The 21,149-nt window shown below is 72.4% G+C and carries 18 protein-coding genes; 4 read left to right on the top strand and 14 right to left on the bottom strand.

Translation table 11 applies throughout. The annotated features are described in order from the left end of the window. Positions 1-65: 65 nt before the first annotated feature. From JK361_RS38130 to JK361_RS38095, 8 genes are read right to left on the bottom strand one after another with little or no spacing between them, the layout of a single operon-like run. A complete protein-coding gene (locus JK361_RS38130; protein ID WP_201827240.1) occupies positions 66-1,346 on the bottom strand; it encodes a methylaspartate mutase in 1,281 nt (426 codons plus the stop codon). Next, entirely contained in the window at positions 1,343-1,795 is a 453-nt protein-coding gene (locus tag JK361_RS38125; RefSeq protein WP_201827238.1) for a cobalamin B12-binding domain-containing protein, read from the bottom strand. Before JK361_RS38125 ends, JK361_RS38130 begins: the two co-directional genes overlap by 4 nt. Further along, complete coding sequence (locus JK361_RS38120; RefSeq protein ID WP_201827236.1) at positions 1,795-3,033, bottom strand: type III PLP-dependent enzyme domain-containing protein; 1,239 nt, start codon at positions 3,031-3,033, stop codon at positions 1,795-1,797. The genes JK361_RS38125 and JK361_RS38120 overlap by 1 nt, the downstream gene beginning before the upstream one ends. Continuing rightward, entirely contained in the window at positions 3,030-4,556 is a 1,527-nt protein-coding gene (locus tag JK361_RS38115; RefSeq protein WP_201827234.1) for an AMP-binding protein, read from the bottom strand. Before JK361_RS38115 ends, JK361_RS38120 begins: the two co-directional genes overlap by 4 nt. After that, complete coding sequence (locus tag JK361_RS38110; RefSeq protein WP_307787434.1) at positions 4,553-6,127, bottom strand: amino acid adenylation domain-containing protein; 1,575 nt, start codon at positions 6,125-6,127, stop codon at positions 4,553-4,555. The genes JK361_RS38115 and JK361_RS38110 overlap by 4 nt, the downstream gene beginning before the upstream one ends. Before the next feature lie 13 nt (positions 6,128-6,140). Next, positions 6,141-6,392, bottom strand: a complete 252-nt coding sequence (locus tag JK361_RS38105) for a phosphopantetheine-binding protein (protein ID WP_201827231.1) — start codon at positions 6,390-6,392, stop codon at positions 6,141-6,143. Positions 6,393-6,416: 24 nt separating this feature from the next. After that, a complete protein-coding gene (locus JK361_RS38100) occupies positions 6,417-7,352 on the bottom strand; it encodes an ACP S-malonyltransferase (RefSeq protein ID WP_201827229.1) in 936 nt (311 codons plus the stop codon). Positions 7,353-7,383: 31 nt separating this feature from the next. After that, a complete protein-coding gene (locus JK361_RS38095) occupies positions 7,384-8,280 on the bottom strand; it encodes a proline iminopeptidase-family hydrolase (protein ID WP_201827227.1) in 897 nt (298 codons plus the stop codon). Between the two features lie 418 nt (positions 8,281-8,698). On the opposite strand from JK361_RS38095, the gene JK361_RS38090 reads away from it, so the two are divergent. The 3 genes from JK361_RS38090 to JK361_RS38080 all read left to right on the top strand — a co-directional run bounded on the left by JK361_RS38090 (position 8,699) and on the right by JK361_RS38080 (position 11,480). Then, positions 8,699-9,931 carry a cytochrome P450 gene (locus JK361_RS38090; protein WP_201827246.1) on the top strand — a complete coding sequence of 411 codons (1,233 nt, stop codon included), beginning with the start codon at positions 8,699-8,701 and terminating at the stop codon, positions 9,929-9,931. A gap of 95 nt (positions 9,932-10,026) precedes the next feature. Then, on the top strand, positions 10,027-11,262 hold the full coding sequence (locus JK361_RS38085; RefSeq protein WP_201827225.1) for a cytochrome P450: 1,236 nt from the start codon (positions 10,027-10,029) through the stop codon (positions 11,260-11,262). Positions 11,263-11,288: 26 nt separating this feature from the next. Then, positions 11,289-11,480 (top strand): ferredoxin, encoded by a 192-nt coding sequence (locus JK361_RS38080; RefSeq protein WP_201827223.1) that lies wholly within the window; start codon positions 11,289-11,291, stop codon positions 11,478-11,480. Positions 11,481-11,724: 244 nt separating this feature from the next. Here the strand turns inward: JK361_RS38080 and JK361_RS38075 are convergent, their stop codons facing one another. From JK361_RS38075 to JK361_RS38055, 5 genes are all read right to left on the bottom strand, one after another. Continuing rightward, positions 11,725-12,480 carry a thioesterase II family protein gene (locus JK361_RS38075; RefSeq protein ID WP_201827221.1) on the bottom strand — a complete coding sequence of 252 codons (756 nt, stop codon included), beginning with the start codon at positions 12,478-12,480 and terminating at the stop codon, positions 11,725-11,727. Positions 12,481-12,595: 115 nt separating this feature from the next. Then, a complete protein-coding gene (locus JK361_RS38070; RefSeq protein ID WP_201827219.1) occupies positions 12,596-13,240 on the bottom strand; it encodes a response regulator in 645 nt (214 codons plus the stop codon). After that, positions 13,204-14,502, bottom strand: a complete 1,299-nt coding sequence (locus JK361_RS38065; protein WP_201827217.1) for a sensor histidine kinase — start codon at positions 14,500-14,502, stop codon at positions 13,204-13,206. The genes JK361_RS38070 and JK361_RS38065 overlap by 37 nt, the downstream gene beginning before the upstream one ends. 86 nt (positions 14,503-14,588) lie before the next feature. After that, a complete protein-coding gene (locus tag JK361_RS38060) occupies positions 14,589-17,099 on the bottom strand; it encodes an FtsX-like permease family protein (RefSeq protein WP_201827215.1) in 2,511 nt (836 codons plus the stop codon). Continuing rightward, positions 17,099-17,902 carry an ABC transporter ATP-binding protein gene (locus tag JK361_RS38055; RefSeq protein ID WP_201827214.1) on the bottom strand — a complete coding sequence of 268 codons (804 nt, stop codon included), beginning with the start codon at positions 17,900-17,902 and terminating at the stop codon, positions 17,099-17,101. Before JK361_RS38055 ends, JK361_RS38060 begins: the two co-directional genes overlap by 1 nt. Positions 17,903-18,217: 315 nt before the next feature. Between JK361_RS38055 and JK361_RS38050 the strand changes: the two genes are divergently transcribed. Then, complete coding sequence (locus JK361_RS38050) at positions 18,218-18,484, top strand: hypothetical protein (protein ID WP_236054524.1); 267 nt, start codon at positions 18,218-18,220, stop codon at positions 18,482-18,484. A gap of 122 nt (positions 18,485-18,606) precedes the next feature. Here JK361_RS38050 and JK361_RS38045 read toward each other — a convergent pair. Then, positions 18,607-21,149 (bottom strand): alpha/beta fold hydrolase (locus tag JK361_RS38045; protein ID WP_201827212.1); only part of this gene is annotated, 2,543 nt, incomplete at its 5' end.

The following is a 21,149-nucleotide window of genomic DNA, read 5'->3' as shown; positions in this document are numbered from 1 at the left end:
CGGTTTTCCTCACCTTTTTCCACACCGTAGTGACGGCCCCTGAAAGGCCACACCCTTAACCACCCCTAGGGGCGGGCGGGTTCGGCGGCCCGCGTGTCCTCGGGGCCGTACCGGTCGTAGGAACGGCGCACGTAGGACAGGGATTCGAGCAGACCCGCGGAGGTGATGCCCTGGGCGGGGCGTACGTCGGCGATACCGTTCAGCGGCATCTTTCCGATGTCGGCCCAGCGCAGCCGGCCGTCCGCGTCGATATAACTCCGGCTGAATCCGGCGTTGTCCGGATGCAGACAGTAGGGAACGTCGAGACGTCCTTCGGCGAACGCCGTCAGCAGGGCCGCGCCGAGGTCGTCGTCCAGCTCCAGTACCGCGTTCACCAGTGCCGATGCCTCGGCGTAGGTCTGGGTGCCGGTGCCCTCCAGCGGGGCGCGCGCGGTCCGCCCGGCGACCGTGGCCGCGTATTCGAGGGCGGCGACGTTCTCGGCCACGGTCGGAATACGGCGGGATTCCGCGACGGTTTTCACAATGAGCCGTTCGGAGCCGCTGGCGACGGCGAGTTCGGCCGCTTTCCCGAGCAGCCGGTAGGCGCCCTCTTCCGTTTCCGGATACAGCCCCATGTAGGCGTAGACGACGACATGCCATTCGGTGTCCGGCAGGTACCGTGCGCACAGGCTGCGCAACGCGGCCACGGCTTCGGCGTCCTGCCCCGGATCGGTCTGCTGGGCGTAGCTCAGCGAAATGCTCCGGATGCCGTGCCGGCGGAAGAAGAGGGCCTCCAGGAAACTGACGGCGACGAGCAGACTGGGCGGGCAGAGCTGGCCGAGGACGCAGCCGCCGAAGGTCTCCAGGTGCGGTTCGGCGCCCGACTCGCGCAGGCCGGCGAGGAGTTCGCAGGAGGCGGCCCAGTGGGCGACGGACTCGCGCAGCGGGACCCGGCCGTAGGGCAGGCAGTAGGAGACCGGGCCGCCCTCGGAGGCGTCGAGGCCCACGGACATCAGCGCCCGGAAGATGTGCTGCGGCGCGGCCGAGCCGTGCCGGACCTGTACCGGGAAGCCGGCGCCGTGGATCCCGTCGAGCACCCGCAGGGTGGTGGCCGTCTCGTGGCTCACGATCGGGTAGCCGTTGAGGGCGACGCCCTCCAGGACGGCCAGTTGGGCCGACTCCAGGTCACCGACCCGGGTGTAGCTGTCCAGGGTGATCGTGCCGACGGTGGTCGCCGTGGCGTTCCGGGTGGCGAGCAGCCCGGCCCGCATCAGCTCCGGGCTGCTCATGCCCATCCGGGGCTGGACCACCAGACGGCCGGCGTCGTGAGCCCGGCGCACGAACGCGCCGAACCCGACGCCGGTCACACCAGGGCCCGCTGCGGCAGCGTCGCGAGCATCCGCCGGAACGCGGCCACGCCCTCGGCGCTGTCGTCGAACACCGCGTCGTAACCGGCGGCGCGCAGCGCTGCCACCTCGTCGCTGCCGCAGGGGCCGGCGATGCCGAGCTTGCCGCCGATGACGGCGGGCACGGCGGCGAGTCCGGGGTGTTCGCGCAGCCGGGTGACGGTCCGCATGCCGTCGTGGTAGCCGTGGCCGTTGACGCTGCTGACCACGATGAGCGCCGGACGGTGGGCGAGTGCCTCGGTGATGAGCAGGTCCTCGGGGACGCAGGGGCCCAGGTTGACCACGCGGTGCCCGTGCTCCTCGAGGAGGAGCTGGAGGTAGACGAGGTTCCAGGTGTGGGAGTCGGAGATGCCGCCGGCCACGAGGACGGGCTGGTCACCGGGGGCGGGGCTGATCGGGAAGGGGCTCATCACAGGGCCTGTCCGTGTTCGTAGGTTCGGGAGTGCTCGATGCGGGAGACGGAGACCAGGTCGGCGCCGCGGACGACGATCTCGGCGGGCGCCGGCCTGCCGAGGAACATCAGCAGGCTGGCCGTGGGGCCGTAGGCGCCGGCGTTGGGCACGGTGAGCAGGTCGCCGGGTGCGGGTTCGGGCAGCGGGACGTTCCGGCCGAGCAGGTCGCCGGGGGTGCACAGCGGCCCGGCGAGGTTCGCGGGCGTGCCGTTCGCGCCCGCCGACTCGTGCGGTTCGACGGACACGGGCAGGATGCGGCCGAGGCCGGACATGCCGCCGAAGGTGTTGATGCCGGCGTCGAGGACGACGTAGCGGGCGTCGCGGCTGTCCTTGACGTTGACGACGGAGGTGACCAGGGTGCCGCTGTCGGCGACGAGGTAGCGGCCCGATTCGCAGGCGATCCGCGGGGCGCCGCCGCGCCAGCCGGGGAAGTGCTCGTCGAGCGCCTCGGTGAGGGCGTCGCGCAGCCCGGCGTAGACCGGCCGCTCGCCCTGCACGGCGTACGGCGCGGCGAACCCGCCGCCGATGTCGACGAGGCGGAAGGTGACGCCTAGGGCGTCCTGGAGGATGGCGGCGGTGGCCAGGGTGTGGCGGAACTCGGCGATGAGGCTCGCCTCGTCCTTGGCGTTGCTGAGCGGGAAGAAGTGCAGTCCGGCGATGCGGGTGCCGGGTACGTCCTTCAGCTCGGCGGCGAGGCCGGGCAGGGTCTCGCTGTCGAAGCCGAACTGTGAGGGGACGCCCGTCATGCGGATGCTGGTGGCGGCCGCGCCGATGGCGTTGTTGACCCGGATCAGGCAGTCGGCGGTGAGGCCGAGTTCCAGCGCGGTCCGGCCGACGCGGCAAAGGTCGCCGAGGGACTCCGTGGAGAACAGGCGGACTCCGCGGGTGAGCGCCTCGGTCAGTTCCCCGGTGGTCTTGCCGGGGCCGGTGTAGAGGATCCGGTCGCCGGGGAAGCCGGCCTGGAGGGCGGCGTCGAGTTCGCCCACGGAGCTGATCTCGGCGTGGCAGCCGTGGGCGCCGCCGGAGCGCAGTTCGCGCAGCAGCTCGGGGTGCGGGTTGGCCTTGGCGGCGTAGAACACCTCGATCCCGTCGGGCAGTGCGGCGAACAGGTCGTCGCGGGCGGCCGCCACCCGGTCCAGGTCGTACACGTAGGACGGGGTGCCGAAGCGCTCGGCGAGCTGGGTGGGGCCGGTCACGGGGTGGTTCCTTCCAGGAGGCGGGCGAGCCGCTTGCGGTCGTGCTTGCCGTGCGCGGTCAGCGGCAGCTCGCCCACGACACGGCTCGTGCCGGGCACCTTCGCTGGTTCCAGCCGCAGCGACAGTTCCTTCAGCAGGGTGTGCGGGTCGATGTCGCCCTCGGCGAACACGGCGAGGTCGCGGCCCTCGGCGGGTGGCAGCACGGCGGCGGCGCGGACGCCGGGGACGTCGGTGGCGGCGGCCTCGATCTCGGTGGTGCTCATGCGCACGCCCTTGTGTTTGAACATGTCGTCGCGGCGGCCCTCGTAGTACAGGAAGCCGTCCTCGTCGACGTGGCCGAAGTCGCCGGTGTGCAGCCTGAGTCCGCCGTCGGGGGCGGGGCGGAAGGCGTGCGCGGTCTGCTGCGGCGCCCGCCAGTAGCCGGGCATGACGTGCGAGCCCTCGACCACGATCTCGCCGGTCTGCCAGGGCGGCAGCGCCTGGCCGTCGTCGTCCACGACGAAGGCGCGGGTGCCGGGCAGCGGGCGGCCGACCGAGTCGGGTTTGGCGTCCTGGAAGGCGGGCGGCAGCACGGAGACGCGCTTGCACTCGGTCTGTCCGAACTGGATGACCACCTCCGCGCCGGGGAACGCCGTGCGCAGCCCGTCGGCGGTGGTCTTCGGCAGCGCGGCACCGGTGTTGGTGAACATGCGGACCCGGGACTCCCGGCTCGGTTCGCGTTCCGCGAGCGTGCAGATCATGGTGGCCAGGGACGGCACGATCGGCACGACGGTGGCACCGGTCTCCCGGATGCGGCGCAGCAGGACCAGGTCGGACTCGCCGTCGGCGAGCACGATCTCGCTGCGTCCGGCCGCGGTGAGCAGCACCTTGTACAGGCCGTAGTCCCAGGAGATGGGGAAGCGGCACAGGACCACGTCGTCGGGGCGGTAGCCGAGTTCCAGGTTGATGGCCTCGGTGGCGAAGACCATCCGGCCGTGCGGGCAGATCACCGCCTTCGGGGCGGCGGTCGAGCCGGAGGTGTAGACGAGGACGGCGATGTCATCGGGGCCGACCTCGGCGCCGCCGGAGCGGGCCCCCCGCACGCGCAGGGCGGTGATCTGCTGCCACACCCCGCCGAGGCCGCGGACCGGGACTCCGTCGGCGAGGGCGGCGATCCGGTCGACGGCGGGGTCGCCGACGACGATCAGCGAGGGCTCGGCGTTCTCGACGACCGCCCGCAGGTGGAAGTCCTTCATGCCGGTGTTGACGGGGACCAGGACGGCGCCGCGGCGGGCGGTGCCGTACAGCAGCGCGACCAGTTCGCGGATGCTGGGCAGCTGGACGAGGACCCGGTCGCAGTGGCCGATGCCGTTCTCCTCCAGCCAGGCGTCGACGGCGTGGCTGTGGGCGGCGAGTTCCCGGTAGGTCCAGCGGCCCGTGCCGTCGGCGACCGCCGGGGCGTCGGGGCGCTCGGTGGTGGCCTCGTCGAGCAGGTCGTGCAGCCGGGCGTCGGTGCGGGCCTGCGCTGTCGGTTGACCGTTCACTGCGACTCCTGCCGCCTTTCGTGTGTGTCTCCGGTCCCGGCGGACTGCCGCATGGCCGTGGCCCGGGAGGCCAGCTTCCTGCGGTCGGTCTTGCGGTTGGAGTTGAGCGGGAGCGCGTCGAGGTGGTGGTAGGCGCGCGGGACGACGGCGGCCGGCAGCACCTGACGCAGATGGCGGGCGAGCCGGGCGGGCGGCACGGGCTCCCCGGTGTGGAAGACGGCCAGTTCGACGGTGCCGTCGACGGGTACCGCCACGGTCACGGCGTCCTCGACGCCCGGGCAGGTGCGGGCCGCGGCGTCCACCTCCGCCAGTTCCACCCGTACGCCGTGCACCTGTACCTGCGCGTCCTGGCGGCCGAGGTAGAGCCAGCCGCCGCCGTCAGCACGCCGGACGCGGTCGCCGGTGCGGTAGAAGCGGTGGCCGTCGCGCTCCAGGAACCGTCCGGCGTCGTCGGCGGGGTCGAGGTAGCCCGGCGTCAACTGGGGTCCAGCGATGCACAGTTCGCCCTCGTCGCCGGTGGTGGGTGCGCCTTCGGTGTCCAGCAGCAGCGTCTCGTGGCCGGGGTGGACGGAGCCGATGGGCACCATGTCGTTCAGGTGCCGTCCCGGCGTCCAGCGGTGCGCGGTGACGGTGATGGTCAGTTCCGTCGGGCCGTACAGGTTCTCCAGCGTCGCGCCGGGCGCGGCGGTGGCCCAGTCCTCGGCGTCCTTGCAGCTGAGCGCCTCCCCCGCGAAGAAGCTCCAGCGCAGCGACGGCAGCGCGTCCGGCGCGAGACCGCCGGTGCGGCGCACCAGGGTGATCGCGCTGGGCGTGGAGAACCACACGGTCATGCGCTGCTCGTCCACGAACTCCGGGAGGTGTGCGTAGGCCCGTGCCGGTACGGGTACGACGGCGGCGCCGGCGCCCCAGGCGCAGAACAGGTCGAACATCGCGCAGTCGAAGTTCAGGTCGAAGGTCTGCGAGAACACGTCGTGCGGGCCGAAGTCGTAGCGCCGGTCGAGCAGTCGGAAGTAGTGGGCGGTGTTGGCGTGGGTGACCGGGACGCCCTTGGGCCGGCCGGTGGAGCCGGAGGTGAACAGCACGTAGGCGATGCCGGAGGGCCGGACGGGCATGGGCGTCTTCAGGGCGCTGTCCCTGTCGACGGTGAGCGCCGGCATCGGCCCGCCCCCGTGTGCGGACAGCGTCGGCAAGGTGACCCCGTCCGCGTGGAGCGCGGTCAGGGCGGGCAGGGCGTCGTCGTCGGCGAGGAGCGCGCCGACGCCGGCGGCCTCGATCATCTGCCGGGTGCGGGCGGCGGGGAAGGCCGGCTGGAGCGGTACGACGGTGACACCGCTGTACAGGCCGGCCAGCAGGGCCGCGTACGCCGTGGGTCCCTTGCCGGCCAGCACGCCGACGGCGGGCGGCTCGCCGGGGAGCCCGGCCAGCAGGGAACCGGCCAGGACCAGGGCGCGTTCGTGCAGTTCGCGGTAGGTGACGTCGACGCCGTCGGCACGCAGTGCGGGCCGGTTGGGGGCGAGAGTCAGGCCGCGCACGAACCGGCCGGACAGCGTGCCGTCCAGGGTGGGGTCCACGGTGGCCGTCCCGTCAGCTCGTGGTGCTCGGCAGCATGCCCCGCACGGTGTCCCACAGCACGCCCGCGGTGCGGAAGGTGTCCATGGTGAGCGCGCTGTCGCGGAAGCGGACCTGGTAGCCCTCCTCCAGCGTGCCGAGGAGCTGGACCATGCCGAGCGAGTCCAGGCCGAGGTCCTTCAGGTCGGACCCGGGCGTCAGCTCCTCCTGCGGCGGAAGGAAGGGCAGGAAGGGGCGGAGTATCTGTTCGAACCGGTCGTCCCACATGAGGGCCTCCAACGAGTCGGGCGGTCAGGCGGCGCGCGAGCGGCGCCGGGGGGTCATCGCCAGCCGCGGCTGCGCGGCGACGACGTCGAAGTTGCGGACGGAGCAGGGCACCCGGCCGAAGAGGCCGTCGGGTCCGGCGACGCACAGGCGGCGGACGCCGGCGTCCTTGAGGGCCGTGGTGACGCGCGGCCAGTCCATCGGGTGGTCGAAGCCGTCGAGCAGCATGGTGCGCAGCTCCTCGCCGGTGTGCAGCAGCCTGCCGTCCTGGTCGGCGACGACGGGCAGCGCGGGGTCGGCGAAGGAGTAGCGGGACACCACCTCGCGGGCGGCCTTGTCGCGCAGGGGCCGGAACGCCGAGGCGTGCATGGGCGGCCGCATGGTGTACAGCGGGAGGCTGCCGATGGCGCGCAGCCGCTGCTCCATCCACGCGACCCGGTGCTCGGAGAGGGAGACCATGTGGAAGCCGTCGTCGATGTGGCAGGAGATCTCGTGCCACTCCCCCGCCTCGTCCAGTTCGGCGAGGATCGCGTCGAGGCCGTCGCGCGGGGCGCGGACGAAGGACAGGGTGACGATGTCCCGGTGCTCCTCGGCGAAGTACTCCTCGAGGCAGCGGGCGATCTCTGCGGTCAGCCGGATGGCGTCGGGCAGTTCCAGGGCGCCGGTGTAGGCGATGGCCGCCTTCTCGCCGAAGCTGGGACCTGCGACGATGCCGGGTTCCACGCCGAGGTGGTCCCGGGCCCAGTGGGCGCAGGCCAGGCAGTTGACGAAGAAGGCGACCTGGGCGGCCTGCGAGTAGTCGCCCGGTGAGGTGCGGAAGGCGTCCACGAGGGAGTAGCCGAGCACCTCGTCGGCGACGGCGACCAGGTCCCGGGCGTAGGGGCTGGCCACCATGAACCGGCCCACCTCGGCGAATGGGACGGGTCCCATGCCGGGGAAGACGAGTGCGGTGTCGTGTGCCATGGCGGGGTGCCCTTTCACTGGCGCGGGCGTGTCACAGGCTCTTGAGGAAGTCGGTCAGCACCTCGAAGAACCGTTCCGGTTCCTCCAGGTGCGGGAGGTGGCTGGACTCCTCGAAGATCTCCCAGCGGGCCGCGGGGATGTGGTCGTGATACGGCTGGACGACGGCCGGGGTGGCCTCGTCGTGGCGGCCGCTGATCAGCAGGGTCGGCGTGTGGATGCGGTGCAGCTCGTCGACGATCGACCAGTCCTTCAGGGAGCCGATGACGTGGAACTCGTTGGGTCCGTTCATCGCGTAGTAGACGGTCGGGTCGTTGTAGATCTCCATGAAGGAGGACAGGAAGTCGCGCGGCCAGGGCGTCACGCGGCACACATGGCGGTCGTAGAAGACCCGCATCGCGGCCAGGTACTCCTCGCTGTCGTAGGTGCCGGCCGCCTCGTGCCGCAGCAGGGTCTCCTCCACCCCCGGGGGCAGCTCGGCGCGCAGCCGTGCCATCTCCGCCAGCCAGAGCGGGTAGGAGGCGGGCGCGTTGGCGACGACCAGTCCGCGCAGACCGGGCGGGCCGGTCATGGCGTGCCGGGCGCACAGGGGGCCGCCCCAGGACTGCCCGAACAGCACGTAGTCGTCGGCGATGCCCAACCGCCGGATCAGGTTGTCCAGTTCGGCCTCGAACAGCTCGACGGTCCAGAACTGCGCGTCCTTGTCCGGCAGATGGGTCGAGCCGCCGTTGCCGAGCTGGTCGTAGTGGACGACCGGCCAGCCGTCCGCGGCCAGGCGGGCGAGCGGCAGCAGGTAGTCGTGGGTGCTGCCGGGTCCGCCGTGCACGGCGACGACCGCCGGGCGTCCCGCGCCGAGTTCACCGGTCACCCGGTACCAGGTCCGGTACTCCCCGAAGGGGACGGTGCCCTTCGCGCTGGCTTCCGGGGACACGCTGATCACCTCTGCTCGGCTGCGGGACGCGACGGCGGCCGGGGGAAGGGGCGCCGGCCGGGACCGGAGAGCCGGGGCTGAGAGCGCTCCGCACCCGCGGTCCGCAGCCGACGCTAACCGGCCCCGCGCCGCCACCAGACCCCTAACCGCCCCTAGGCGGGTTTGGACCGGCAGGGGCACCCCGGCGCTGCGCCCCCGCGTGTGCCGTCGTCCCCGCTCCCCTGCGCGACCGGCGACGAAAGGTGGCGCTCCGGCCCCGACCTGATCCGAACGAGAGGCCCTAGGGGCGCCTAGGGGTTGGGGGTTCCGGTCGTGGCTGCCTAGCGTGCGGGGGACGGCCGCAGTGCCGCACCGGCGCCGAGCCCGGACCCGCTCCGATGCCGACGCGTCCCGTTCCCTCCCGTGCGAAGAGGACATGATGACTGCACCTGCCGAACCGGCCGACGGAGCCGCGCTGCCGGAGTTTCCGATGCGGCGGGCCTGTCCCTTCAGCCCGCCGGCCGCCTACGCCGAGCTGCGCGAGACCGAGCCGGTCTCCCGGGCGCGGCTGAAGGTCGACGGCAAGCCCGCCTGGCTGGTCACCCGGCACGACCTGTACAAGAAGCTGCTGGGTGACGAGCGGGTGAGCGCGAACCTGAAGCTGCCCGGCTATCCGCTTCAGGTGCCGGTTCCGCAGGAGACGCTCCAGTCGGTGCCGCTGACCTTCCTGTCCATGGACCCGCCGGACCACACGGTGCAACGCCGCATGCTGGCACCGGAGTTCAGCGTCCGGCGGATGCGGGAGCTGCGCGGCCGGGTGCAGCAGATCGTGGACCAGCAGATCGACCAGATGCTCGCCAAGGGCGCCGACGGTCCGGTCGACCTGGTCACCGCTTTCGCGCTGCCGGTGCCGTCCTTCGTCATCTGCGAACTGCTCGGCGTCCCGTACGAGGACCACGGCCGGTTCGAGGAGTGGGCGTGGGCCATCATGAACCACGACATCAGCGAGGAGGACCGGGGCCGCGCCCACTACGAGCTGGACAGGTACGTGGACGGGCTGGTCACGGCCAAGGAGAGCGAGCCGGGCGACGACATGATCAGCCGGCTGATCGAGTCCAACCGGCAGACGCCCGCGGTCGAGCACTCCGACATCGTCAGCATGTCCAAGCTGATGCTGGTCACCGGGCACGAGACGACGGCCAACATGATCGCCCTGGGTGTGCTGGCCCTGCTGGAGCACCCCGACCAGCTCGCCGCCCTCGGCGAGGAGCCCGGCCTGATGCCGAAGGCGGTGGAGGAGCTGTTGCGCTTCTTCTCCATCTCCGACGCGGGCACCGCGCGGGTCGCCCTGGAGGACATCGAGCTGGGCGGGGTGACCATCCGGGCCGGCGAGGGCATCCTGCCGCTGAACAACGCGGCCAACCACGACGAGCGTGTCTTCCCCGACGCCGACCGTCTGGACGTGCGCCGCGAGGCCCGCAGCCACCTGGCGTTCGGCTACGGAGTCCACCAGTGCATCGGCCAGAACCTGGCGCGCATGGAGCTGGACGTCGTCTACTCGACGCTGTTCCGGCGCATCCCGACGCTGCGCCTGGCCACCCCGGCCGAGAAGCTGCGGTTCAAGGACGACGCGATCGTCTACGGCCTGTACGAGCTGCCCGTCACCTGGTGACGGCGGACATCCTCCCGCGCCGCCCGCGTCCCGCTTCCGTCACCGGCACCGATGTCACCGGCATCGGTGCCGCCGACACCGTTCGAAAGGCAGCCATGACCCAGTCCGCCGACACCGCGCCCGAGACGGGGGCGCCGCTTCCGCAGTTCCCGATGCGGCGCACCTGTCCGTTCAGCGAGCCGCGCGAGTACGCCGAGATGCGCGCGGACCACCCCGTCTCGCGCGCCGCACTGAAGGTGAACGGCAAGCCGACCTGGCTGGTCACCCGGCACGAGCACGTCCGGCAGGTGCTGGGCGACAGCCGGGTCAGCTCCAACCTGAAACTGCCGGGCTATCCGCACCAGTTCCACATCCCCGAGGAGATGCTGGCGCAGGTGCGGCTGATGATGCTCAACCTGGACCCGCCGGAGCACTCGGCGCAACGACGCATGCTCATACCGGAGTTCACCGCTCGGCGGGTGAAGGAGATGCGCCCGCGCATCCAGCAGATCGTGGACGAGCACGTCGACGCGATGCTGGCGGCGGGCGGCCCGGTGGACCTGGTCACCGCCCTCGCGCTGCCGGTGCCGTCCCTCGTCATCTGCGAACTGCTCGGCGTTCCTTACGAGGACCACGCCCGGTTCGAGGAGTGGTCGGCGGCGATGATGAACCACGATCTGAGCCCGGCCGAGTACGGGGCCGCGGTGCAGGCCCTGGACATGTACCTCGACAAGCTCGTCACCCTCAAGGAGAACGAGCCGGGTGACGACCTCATCAGCCGGTTCCTGGAGAAGAACCGCACCGAGCGGATCGCCGACCACGTCGACGTGGTGACCATGGCCCGGCTGATGCTGGTCGGGGGCCATGAGACGACGGCCAACATGATCGCCCTCGGTGTGCTGGCCCTGCTGCGCCACCCCGGGCAGATGGCCGAGTTGCAGGCCGACCCCACGCTCCTGCCGGGCGCCGTCGAGGAGTTGCTCCGCGTCTTCTCCATCTCCGACTCGGGCACGGCACGGGTGGCGGTGGAGGACATCGAGGTCGGCGGCGTCACCATCCGCGCCGGCGAGGGCATCCTCGCCCTCAACAACGCCGCCGACCACGACGAGTCGGTGTTCCCGGACCCGGACACCCTCGACATCCGCCGCAAGGAGGCCCGCAGCCACCTGGCCTTCGGCTACGGCATCCACCAGTGCATCGGCGCCAATCTCGCCCGGGCGGAGCTGGAGGCCGTCTACGGCACGCTGCTGCGCCGCATCCCGGGCCTGCGGCTGGCGGCCGCGCCGGAGGAGCTGCGCTTCAAGGACGACGCCATGGTCTACGGCGTCTACGAACTCCCCGTCACCTGGTGACGACCGACCCGAACGGAGTGCCCCTCATGCGTGTCACCGCCGAACGCGACCGGTGCGTGGGCTCCGGCCAGTGCGCGCTCCTCAGCCCCGAGGTGTTCGACCAGGACGACGACGGGCTCGTCGTCGTCCTGCGGGAGGAGCCGGCCGAGGAGCTGCGCGGGGAGGTCTTTCAGGCCGCCGACCTGTGCCCGGCCCGCTCCATCCGGGTGCACGGCTGAACCTCGGGGACGGAGGCCGCGTCGTGCGAACGGAAACGGCAATGCGATGAACGAGGCGGCACCGTGATGCCGGGAGTGGCATCCTGAGGACGGAATGCGGGCGGCCGCGTCCTGTGCGCGGGGCGGACAGGACGCGGCCGCCCGCATCCGCATGCCGTGCCCGCACCCCGGTGCGGGCGGCCGTCACGGCGGCACCGTCTCCAGCAGCCCGATGCCGCTGCCGGCCCGGTGAAGAGGACCGATGTCAGCCCCGGACCGCCTTCTCCAGCAGCAGTTCGCGCACCTTGCCCTGATGGGACGTCAGGTAGAAGTGGCCGCCCTCGAAGACATGGCACTCGGACGCCGCGTCCGTGTGGCGCGACCAGGCGCGTGCCTCGTCCACGGTGACCTTCGGGTCGTCGTCGCCGACCAGAGCGACCACGGGGCACGTCAGGTTGGGGCCGGGCTCGTAGACGTAGGTCTCGGCGGCACGGTAGTCGGCTCGGATGGCGGGCAGCGCCATGCGGATCAGTTCGTCGTCGTCCAGGATGGCCGAGTCCGTGCCGCTCAGGCGCCGCATCTCCTCGACGAGTCCGTCGTCGTCGCGCAGGTGGACGTTCTCCTGGCGGGGGCAGGAGGGGGCCCGGCGGGCGGAGGCGAACAGGGCGCGCAGGACGACGTCGTGGTCGCGTTCCAGCCGGCGGGCGACCTCGAAGCCGAGGGTCGCCCCCATGCTGTGGCCGAAGAGGAGCAGGGGCCGGTCGGTCCACGGCAGCAGTACGGAGGTGACATGGTCGGCGAGTTCGGCGATGCTCGTGGCGCACGGCTCGTCGCGGCGGTCCTGGCGCCCCGGGTACTGCACGGCGAGCACGTCCACGGACTCCGGCATGGTCACCGACACGGGGCGGTAGAAGGACGCCGAGCCGCCCGCGTGCGGCAGGCACACCAGCCTGACCGCCGCGTCCGGACGGGGTTCGTAGCGGCGGATCCAGAGACGGTCGTGCTGGGCGAGCGTGGTCATGGGGCGGGCGTTCCCTTCCTGACGGTGGCTGCGCGGTCCAGGGCGCGGGCGGGCCCCAGCAGTCTCACCCGCGGCGGGGAAGGCAGGCCACCCCTACTCGCCCCAGCAGGGGTGTTCAGGCGTTGAGGTAGGCGAGCACCGCGAGCACCCGGCGGTTGCTGTCGCTCGACGGAGGCAGCATCAGCTTGGTGAAGATGTTGGAGATGTGCTTCGCGGCGGCGCCCTCGGTGACGGTGAGCCGCTGGGCGATCGCCGTGTTCGAGCAGCCCTCCGCCATCAGCTCCAGCACCTCGCGTTCCCGCGCGGTGAGCGCGGCCAGCGGCTCGTCCCGGGCGTGACTGGTCATCAGCTGGGCGACCACGGCAGGGTCCATGGCCGTTCCGCCGGCCGCGACCCGGCGCACGGCGTCGATGAACTGCTCGTCGTCCAGGACGCTGTCCTTGAGCAGATAGCCGATGCCGCCCGTGCCGTCGGCCAGCAGCTCGCGCGCGTACATCTGCTCGACGTGCTGGGAGAGGACGAGGATCGGCAGGCCGGGCCGCTCACGGCGGGCGCGCAGGGCGGCTTGGAGGCCCTCGGTGGTGAAGGTCGGCGGCAGCCGCACGTCGACGATGGCCACGTCGGGCCGGTGCTCGGCGATCGCGGCCGCGAGATCCGTACCGTTGTCGACGGCGGCGGCCACCTCGAACCCGTAGGCCTCCAGCAGTTGGATGATTCCCTGCCTCAGGAGGAAGAGGTCTTCGGCGAGGACAACGCGCACGGCAGCTCCATGTTCATCACGGTCGGACCGCCCGGAGGACTGTCGATCTCCAGGATCCCGTCAAAGGATGCCAGCCGCCGTCGGATGCCCTCCAGACCGCTCCCGGCCGAGACGTCCGCGCCGCCGCGGCCGTCGTCGGTGACCCGGGTGTGCAGGATGTCGTCCTCGCGCCAGGCGACGATCTCCACGCCCCGGGCGTCGGCGTGCTTGAGGGCGTTGGTGAGCAGCTCCGACACCGCGAAGTAGACGGCGGACTCGACCGGGTCGGGGAGCCGGCCGGGCAGGTCCACCACCACGGTGACCTGCAACGGGCTGGCCAGGCCCAGGGCGCGCAGGGCGTCGGCCAGGCCCCGTTCCGCGAGGACGGGCGGGTGGATGCCGTGGACCAGGTCCCGCAGTTCGCGCAGGGCCTGCACGGACGAGGTGCGGGCCTGTCGCAGCAGCCGGCGCGCCTCCTCGGGGTCCTGGCTCATCTTCCGGTCGACGGCGCCGAGTTGCAGGCCGAGGCTGACGAGCCGGGCCTGTGCTCCGTCGTGCAGGTCGCGTTCGATGCGGCGCAGTTCGGCGGCCTGGATGTCCAGGGCTCCGGTGCGGGTCTCGGACAAGTGCTGGACGCGGGAGGCAAGTTGGGACTGGCGGGTGGGACCGAGCAGGAAGCGGACGAAGTAGGCGTACCCCTTGAGCACCAGTGGGCCGAGGTACAGCCAGCCGGTGAGCACGACGAGGGCGAGCAGGGCCGCGGCCAGCGCGGCGGGCCAGCTGTCGACCGTGACGAAGGCGTACCAGCGGCCCTGCCCGCCGTCCGCGAGGGGCTTCCACAGGCCGCAGGCCAGGAACAGCCCCTCCCCCACGTAGTAGAGCAGGGCGGCCGGGACGAAACCGGTCAGCCCGACCACGCAGTTGAGCAGCAGCCACAGCAGGTCCCGCCAGGTCGCGGGGTCGGCGAGGATCCACTTGCAGCGGCGCATCCAGCCGACGATGTCCTTCTCGATCTCCTCCGGTTCGGGCCGGTAGGGCCGCTCCACCGGTACGCCGGAGCGGGTGGCCGCGCGCCGGTTGAGGTCGCACAGCCACCGCACGGCCCGGGTGCAGTACGGCAGCGCGAGGAAGCCGATGCCGATCACGGCGATGACGACGAAGTAGGCCGTGGTGACGAAGAGAACGACCGACAGCAGGGCTCCGGTGGCGATGGCCACGCCGACCAGGGTGTCCGAAGCGGCGCGGCCGAACCGGCCGCGCCACGAGACCGGCACAGTCTTCATGCCCTCATGCTCCCATCCCCGGCGGCCGGTCACGGAGGGGCCGCCCCCGCCCGGGGGAAGCGGAGACGGCCCGGTCAGGGGGTGGCTCACGCGGCCTTCACCGTGTCCACGGCGGGGGTGCGCATGCCACGCCAGGAGGGCAGCAGCGTGGCGCCGAACACCAGCAGCAGCGACCCGCCGACGATGACGAGGTAGGTGGCGATGGATCCGGAGGGCAGGTACGAGTCGCTCTTGACGAGGCTGTAGGGGACGATGGTCGTCGCGGAGGCGAGGGTGCCGAGGACGGTGGCGATGACGGCGATGAGGACGCCCTCGACGGTCAGCATGGCGAGCACCTGGGCGCGGGTCGCGCCGGTGAGCCGCTGGAGGCCGAACTCCGCCCGCCGTTTCCGGGTCACCGACACCAGGGTGTTGACGACGGTGATCGCGGCGTACCCCACGATCATGGCGACGATGGTGTAGTTGGCGGACACCAGGATCTGCTGGATCTGGTTGTTCCGGCCGGCCAGCGAGGAGCTGTCGTCCAGTTCGGTGCCGGGCACCCGGGCGGCCAGCGCGGCGAGCCGGTGCTGGACCTCGGCGCCGCTTCCGCCGGCGGCGCGGACGAGGATCTGGTGCGGCAGTCCGTCCCCGGTGTGCGGGGCGAGGGTCGTCGCGGGCAGCGTCAGGTACTGCTGCTTGGGGTTGTCGGTGTAGAGGGCGACGACGGTGGGGCGTAGGGCGGTGCCGTCGCCGAGGTGCAGCGGCAGCCGGTCGCCGACCTGGACGCCGTACTCGCGGGCCTTCTTGTCGGACAGGGCCACGGTGTCCCCGCGCAGGCCGGTGAGGGAGCCGGCGACGGTGGGCAGGTCGAGGCTCTGCCGGACGCCCTCGGCGGAGACGCCGCGCAGGTCGGTCTGGGCCGGGCCGCCGGGGCGGTCCACTAAGCCGCGGCTGGTGACGAACTCGGAGGCCGCGGCCACACCGGGCGTGGTGCGCACCCGGTCGACGACGCCGGGGGCGAAGCCGCCGGTCGTGGAGTCGAGGACGTAGTCGGCGAGGATGTTGCGGTCGTAGGAGGTCCGCGAGACGTGGTCCTCGGTGGACTGCATGTACAGGGTGCCGGTGGCGATGCCGATGAGCAGGACGATCGGGGCGACCGCGCCCGCCATGCGGACGTTGGCGGTGGCGGCGTTGCGCAGCGCGAGCTGTCCGGCGAGCCCGGAGAAGGCGCGTACGGGCAGCCGCAGCAGCGCCACCATGGCCTTGGTGATGCCGGGGGCGAGCAGGGCGAGGCCGATGCAGAAGAGCACGGAGGCGGGTCCGGCGGTGCTGGCGAGGGTGGGGCCGTCCTCCATCACGGTGGCGGTGGCGACGGCCAGGCCGATGCCGTTGGCGAGGAAGAACAGCGCCAGCAGCAGCCGGGGCACGCTGAACCAGCGGGTGCCCGCGGTGGATTCCGCCAGGGCGGCGACCGGTTCGGTGCGGGCGGCGCGCCGTCCGGCGAAGCGGGTGGCGCCGGCCGCGGCCAAGGCGGTGACGACCGCTCCGACGGCCATCGGGATCCAGCCGGCGTGGTAGACGATGGCCGACGACACCACGCCGCTGGAGGTCAGCACGCCGAACAGCAGCCGCCCGATGGCGTATCCGGGGAGCAGGGCCAGCAGCACGGACCCCACCGACAGGAGGGCAGTCTCGCTGAGGATCATGCGGCGCAGCTGCTTCGGGGTGGAGCCGACGGCGCGCAGCAGGGCCATCTCCCGGGCGCGCTGCTGGAGGGACAGGCCGAGGGTGGAGGCGACGCCGAACATGACGATCAGTACGACGGACGAGCCGAAGACGGCCGCGAGGATGACGACGGTGCGCCGGCTGGAGAGGGTGCCGGGCAGTTCGGCCAGGCCCCGGCGCTCGCCGGTGAGGACCTCGGCCCGGTCGCCGACGGCGGAGCGCACCGCGTCCGCGACGGCGGTGACGCTGGTGCCGGGTGCGGGCAGGACGCCGATGGAGTCGATCCGGCCGCCGGCGAGGCGGCGTGCCTCGGCGTCGGTGAAGAACACGGCGGCGTCGGGGTTGCGGTCGCCCTGCTGCTCGGCGACGCCGGCGACCCGGTACCGCCGGGCGGTTCCCTGGACGACGATGTCGACCGTGGACCCGGGACGGGCGCCGGCGCGCCGTGCGAGTCCCGAGTCGAGGACGACCTCGCCGCCGGCGGCGGGGGATCCACCGACGGCGAGGGTATAGGGGGTGAGCCGGGCGCCGGCCCAGCCGTGGCCGTACGAGGCGGACTTGCCGGTCAGCGGCTTGCCGTCCTTGAGGACGGTGGCCGGGAACGACACGTCGGGGACGGCCGTGCGCACGCCGTCGGCCGCGGTGACCGTGCCGACCAGGGCGGGGTCGATTCGGTGACGTTCCGTCAGGGCCGTGGAGTCGTAGGTCTGTTCACCGGTGACGACGACCGGGGCGCCCTCCAGGCGCTGCGGGTCGGCCGCCATGCGGATGCCCGTCTCCATCAGGCCGCCGCAGCCGATGACGATCGCGGCGCCGAGGAACATGGCGAGGAAGGTCGCGACGAAGCTCGTCCGGCGGAACTTCAGGGTGCGCAGTGCGAGGCGCCACATCAGTACGCACCGCCCGAGTGCTGCGACGTGGTCTGCCGGTGGGTGTCGTCCTCCCAGGCGCCGAGCCTGGTCATCCGGGCGGCGACGGCGTCGGCCGTCGGCCGGTGCAGTTCGCCGGCGAAGGTGCCGTCGGCGAGGAAGACCACGCGGTCGGCGTAGGAGGCGGCCACCGGGTCGTGGGTGACCATGACCAGGGTCTGGCGGGCGGTGTCGACGGACTCGCGCAGCAGGGCGAGGACGGACGCGGCGGTGCGGGTGTCGAGGGCGCCGGTCGGCTCGTCGGCGAAGACCACGGCGGGGCGGGTCACCAGGGCGCGGGCGATGGCGACGCGCTGCTGCTGGCCGCCGGACAGCTGGGACGGCAGATGGCCGAGCCGCTCGGCCAGGCCCACGCGCTGCACCACGTTGCGGATCAGGCTCTTGTCGGGGCGCTGTCCGGCCAGTTGCAGCGGCAGGGTGATGTTCTGCAGGACCGTCAGGGCGGGCAGCAGGTTGAAGGCCTGGAAGATGAACCCGATCCGGTCGCGGCGCAGCTTGGTCAGCCGGGTGTCGTCCAGGCCGGCGAGGTCGGTGCCGCCGACGGTGACCGTGCCGGAGCTGGGCTGGACCAGTCCGGCGGCGCAGTGCAGGAAGGTGCTCTTGCCCGATCCGGACGGACCCATCACGGCGGTGAAGGTGCCGTCGGCGAAGCTCATGGTGAGCCCGCGGAGAGCGGCCACCTGGCTGTCCCCCCGGCCATAGGTCTTCGACACGGCGTCCAGCCGTACCGCCTCCGCCCGGCGGAGGTCCTGTGAAGTGTGCACTCGGGCTCCCCTATGAGATAACGCGCTTCTCACGCGGTGTCTGCGGACCAGATTAGGAACCGTGCGGCCGCGGCACATTGGCATTGTCCGGCCGGTTCGAGGTAGAGGTTTCTCTACCTCGACAGGGCAGGTTTCGGCAGGATCCCGGCGAACTCCGCGGCCTTCCTCGTCAAGGTCGAGGAAACTTCCCTTAACCCGGATAAGCGCCACCACCCTGTCCGAATACCTGACTCCCCTTGGAAGAGTTCGGTTGGCACCCGTGCTGTCCGGCGGGTTGGCGGGTACCGTCGGAGTTGTCGGAACAATCTTCGGAAGATGGGAAGTCGCATGGCCAGGAGGCCTGACCCCGAGCTGACCGCGCAGGTCCGGCCCGACGGATATCTGGAGCTGTTCTCCCGGCGCACCGGCAAGCGGCACCGGTGCGGTCCGCGCGGCACGACGATGTGGCTGGCGCTCCAGCGCAGCGGCTGGGAACCGGAATTGGCAGCGGATGAGATTTCCCTGCATTTAGGTGTTGATCCGGACAGTATCCGCTGCGATATCGAAGCGTGGTTGGCGCATTTCCGTGAGGCCGCCAAGTGAAATAAGTCGCAGGGCGCGGACGGCCTTTCGACCACCGCGCCCCGCGGCACGTTCGGCCCGCCGCCCCGCCCGTGCCGCCACCGGTTTCCCGGGACCGCGGATCCCGTTCCGGCGCGTTCGCGTCAGCCGGCCGTCGCCCGGGTCAGCCACGCCTCGACCGCCGCGGCGGTGGCGTCCGCGAACTCCTCGAGCATCGTGAAGTGCGTACCGGGTACGTCGACCGGCTCGTGCGCCGCGGGCCAGTGTGCCCGCCAGTCGTCGGTGCCGGCGGCGAAGGACTCCCCGGGCCGCACGAACAGCACCGGGGCCGCCAGGGCGCCCGGCAGGCAGTCCTGGATGAGGTCGCTGTAGCGGCTCATCGCGGCGAGGCGGGCGGTGCCGAAGCCGCCGAGGGACGACTCGCGGTCCAGCATGCCGTCGAACATCTGCCGCCACAGCTCGTCCTTGCCGTCGTCCCCGGGCAGATAGGTGTCCAGCAGCACCACGCCCGAGGCCGGCTGTCCGGCCTTCTCCATGATCTCGGCCGCCGCGTGGGCGAACTGTCCGCCGGAGGAGTAGCCGACGAGTACGTACGGCCGCCCGTCCGGGCAGGCCCTGCGGATGCCCTCCACGATCACGTCCACCGCCGCGTCCACGGAGAGCGGGAGCGCCTCACCGGGGCCGAAGCCGGGCACCGCGGGCACCAGGACGTCGCGGCGGCCCTGGAAGTGCCGGGCGAAACGGGCGTACTGGTGGGCGCCGCCGAGTGCCATCGGTGAGGGCAGGCAGACCAGCCGCGGGGCGGCGTCGCCGCCGGCCAGCCGCACCGGGGCGGTGATGTCGCCGAGTCCGTCCGGGGAGGAGAAGCCGGGCAGGATCCCGGCGACGGTGCGGAGCAGTTCGATGGCCTGTGCCATCTTCCCGTCGGCCGCCGCGCGCCGCACGAGTCCGCTGACCGATTCGAGGTCTCCGGCGCCGTCCGGGTGGGGTGCGCCGCCGGCCAGTTGTCCGCGCAGGGCGGCGGCGAGTGCTGCGGGGGTGCGGTGGTCGAAGACGGCACCGGCGGGAAGGGCGGTGCCCAGGGCGGCGCCGAGGGAGTTGCGCAGCTCGGCCGCGGAGACGGAGTCCATGCCGATCTCCAGGAAGACGGCGTCGGGCTCGACGGCCTCGGGCCCCGTGTGGCCGAGGATCGCGGCGGTCCGGGCCCGGACCACGTCGGTCAGCAGGGCCTCCTGCCCGGCCTGCGGGAGACCGGCCAGGCGCTGCCGCAGCGGCTCGGTGCCGGCGGGTTCGCGGGCCGCGGCGGCCGGCTGCGGCTCGGCGAGCGGTCCTGCGGTGAGGGCCAGGTCCGCGTTCAGCCAGTACCGCGTCCGGTGGAAGGCGTAGGTGGGCAGTTCGGCGCGGGCCGTGCCGGGGAAGAGAGCGGCCCAGTCGGGGGTGAGGCCGTCGGCGTACAGGTGGGCGAGGGCGGACATCAGGGTGGTGGGCTCACTGCCGTGGCGTCGGCCCGGGGCGACGAAGACGGCGTCGCCGGCTTCCGTGCACTCGCGGGCCAGGCCGGTCAGGACGGCGTCGGGGCCGAGTTCGACGAAGCGGCCGACGCCGGAGCCGGTGAGGGCGGCGACGGCGTCGGCGAACCGGACCGTCTCCCGCACATGCCGCACCCAGTAGCCGGGGTCACACAGTTCCTCGTCCCGCGCGGGGCGGCCGGTGAGGGCCGACACCAGCGGGATGTCCGGCCGGTTGAACGTCAGCTTCTCCGCCACGGCCCGGAATTCGCCGAGCATGCCGTCCATCAGGGGTGAGTGGAAAGCATGCGAAACGGTGAGCCGCCTGGTCCGGGCGAATTCTCCGGCGGCGGCGAGCACCGCCTTCTCCTCGCCCGAGAGCACCACGGCACGGGGGCCGTTGACCGCGGCGAGTCCGACGCGGTCGTCCAGCAGCGGCCGTACCTCGCCCTCGGTGGCCTGTACGGCGACCATCGCGCCGCCTTCCGGGAGTGCCTGCATGAGCCGTCCGCGGGCGGCGACCAGCGTGCAGGCGTCGTCCAGGTCGAGGACACCCGCCACGTGCGCGGCGGCGAGTTCTCCCACGGAGTGGCCGGCCAGTGCGTCGGGCCGCACGCCGAAGGAGTCCAGCAGCCGGAACAGGGCCACCTCGTAGGCGAACAGTGCCGTCTGCGCGTACTGCGTGCGGTGGACGGTGCCGGCGTCGTCGCCCGCGAGTATCCCTGCCAGGTCCAGGCCGAGGCGGGCGTCGATCGCGTCGAAGGCTTCGGCGAACACCCGGTAGCGGGAGCGCAGTTCGAGTCCCATCCCGAGGCGCTGGGCGCCTTGGCCGGTGAACAGGAACGCCGTACGGGTCCCGGACCGGGCCCGGCCGGTCGCGGCGGTCGGGCCGGGCGCCCCGGTGGCGAGGGCGCGCAGAGCGGCCAGCAGCCCGTCCCGGTCGGTGCCGGTGACGGCCGCGCGGTGGTCGAAGGCGGTGCGCCGGGTGCCGAGGGCCCGGGCGACGGCCGCCGGGTGCAGTCCGGGCCGGTCCGCGAGGAAGGTGTGCAGCCGTTCGGCCTGTGCGGGGAGGGCCTGTGCGGAACGGGCCGACAGGGGCCAGACGACTGCCGGGGCGTCGGGTTCGGTGTCCGTGGGCGGCAGGTCCTGCGCGGGGGCCTCTTCGAGGATGGTGTGGG

This window comes from Streptomyces musisoli (assembly GCF_016741855.1).
GTDB lineage: Bacteria > Actinomycetota > Actinomycetes > Streptomycetales > Streptomycetaceae > Streptomyces > Streptomyces musisoli.
The sequence above is the reverse complement of the archived record's forward strand: the minus strand, read 5'-3'. Positions and strand labels throughout refer to the sequence as shown.

Excerpts from the sequence above, each read along its gene's own strand:
- JK361_RS38105 (WP_201827231.1), bottom strand. The coding sequence starts at position 6,392 with ATGTGGGACGACCGGTTCGAACAGATACTCCGCCCCTTCCTGCCCTTC.
- JK361_RS38085 (WP_201827225.1), top strand. The coding sequence starts at position 10,027 with ATGACCCAGTCCGCCGACACCGCGCCCGAGACGGGGGCGCCGCTTCCG.
- JK361_RS38065 (WP_201827217.1), bottom strand. The coding sequence starts at position 14,502 with ATGAAGACTGTGCCGGTCTCGTGGCGCGGCCGGTTCGGCCGCGCCGCT.
- JK361_RS38050 (WP_236054524.1), top strand. The coding sequence starts at position 18,218 with ATGGGAAGTCGCATGGCCAGGAGGCCTGACCCCGAGCTGACCGCGCAG.
- JK361_RS38100 (WP_201827229.1), bottom strand. The coding sequence starts at position 7,352 with ATGGCACACGACACCGCACTCGTCTTCCCCGGCATGGGACCCGTCCCA.
- JK361_RS38080 (WP_201827223.1), top strand. The coding sequence starts at position 11,289 with ATGCGTGTCACCGCCGAACGCGACCGGTGCGTGGGCTCCGGCCAGTGC.
- JK361_RS38075 (WP_201827221.1), bottom strand. The coding sequence starts at position 12,480 with ATGACCACGCTCGCCCAGCACGACCGTCTCTGGATCCGCCGCTACGAA.
- JK361_RS38060 (WP_201827215.1), bottom strand. The coding sequence starts at position 17,099 with ATGTGGCGCCTCGCACTGCGCACCCTGAAGTTCCGCCGGACGAGCTTC.
- JK361_RS38125 (WP_201827238.1), bottom strand. The coding sequence starts at position 1,795 with ATGAGCCCCTTCCCGATCAGCCCCGCCCCCGGTGACCAGCCCGTCCTC.
- JK361_RS38090 (WP_201827246.1), top strand. The coding sequence starts at position 8,699 with ATGACTGCACCTGCCGAACCGGCCGACGGAGCCGCGCTGCCGGAGTTT.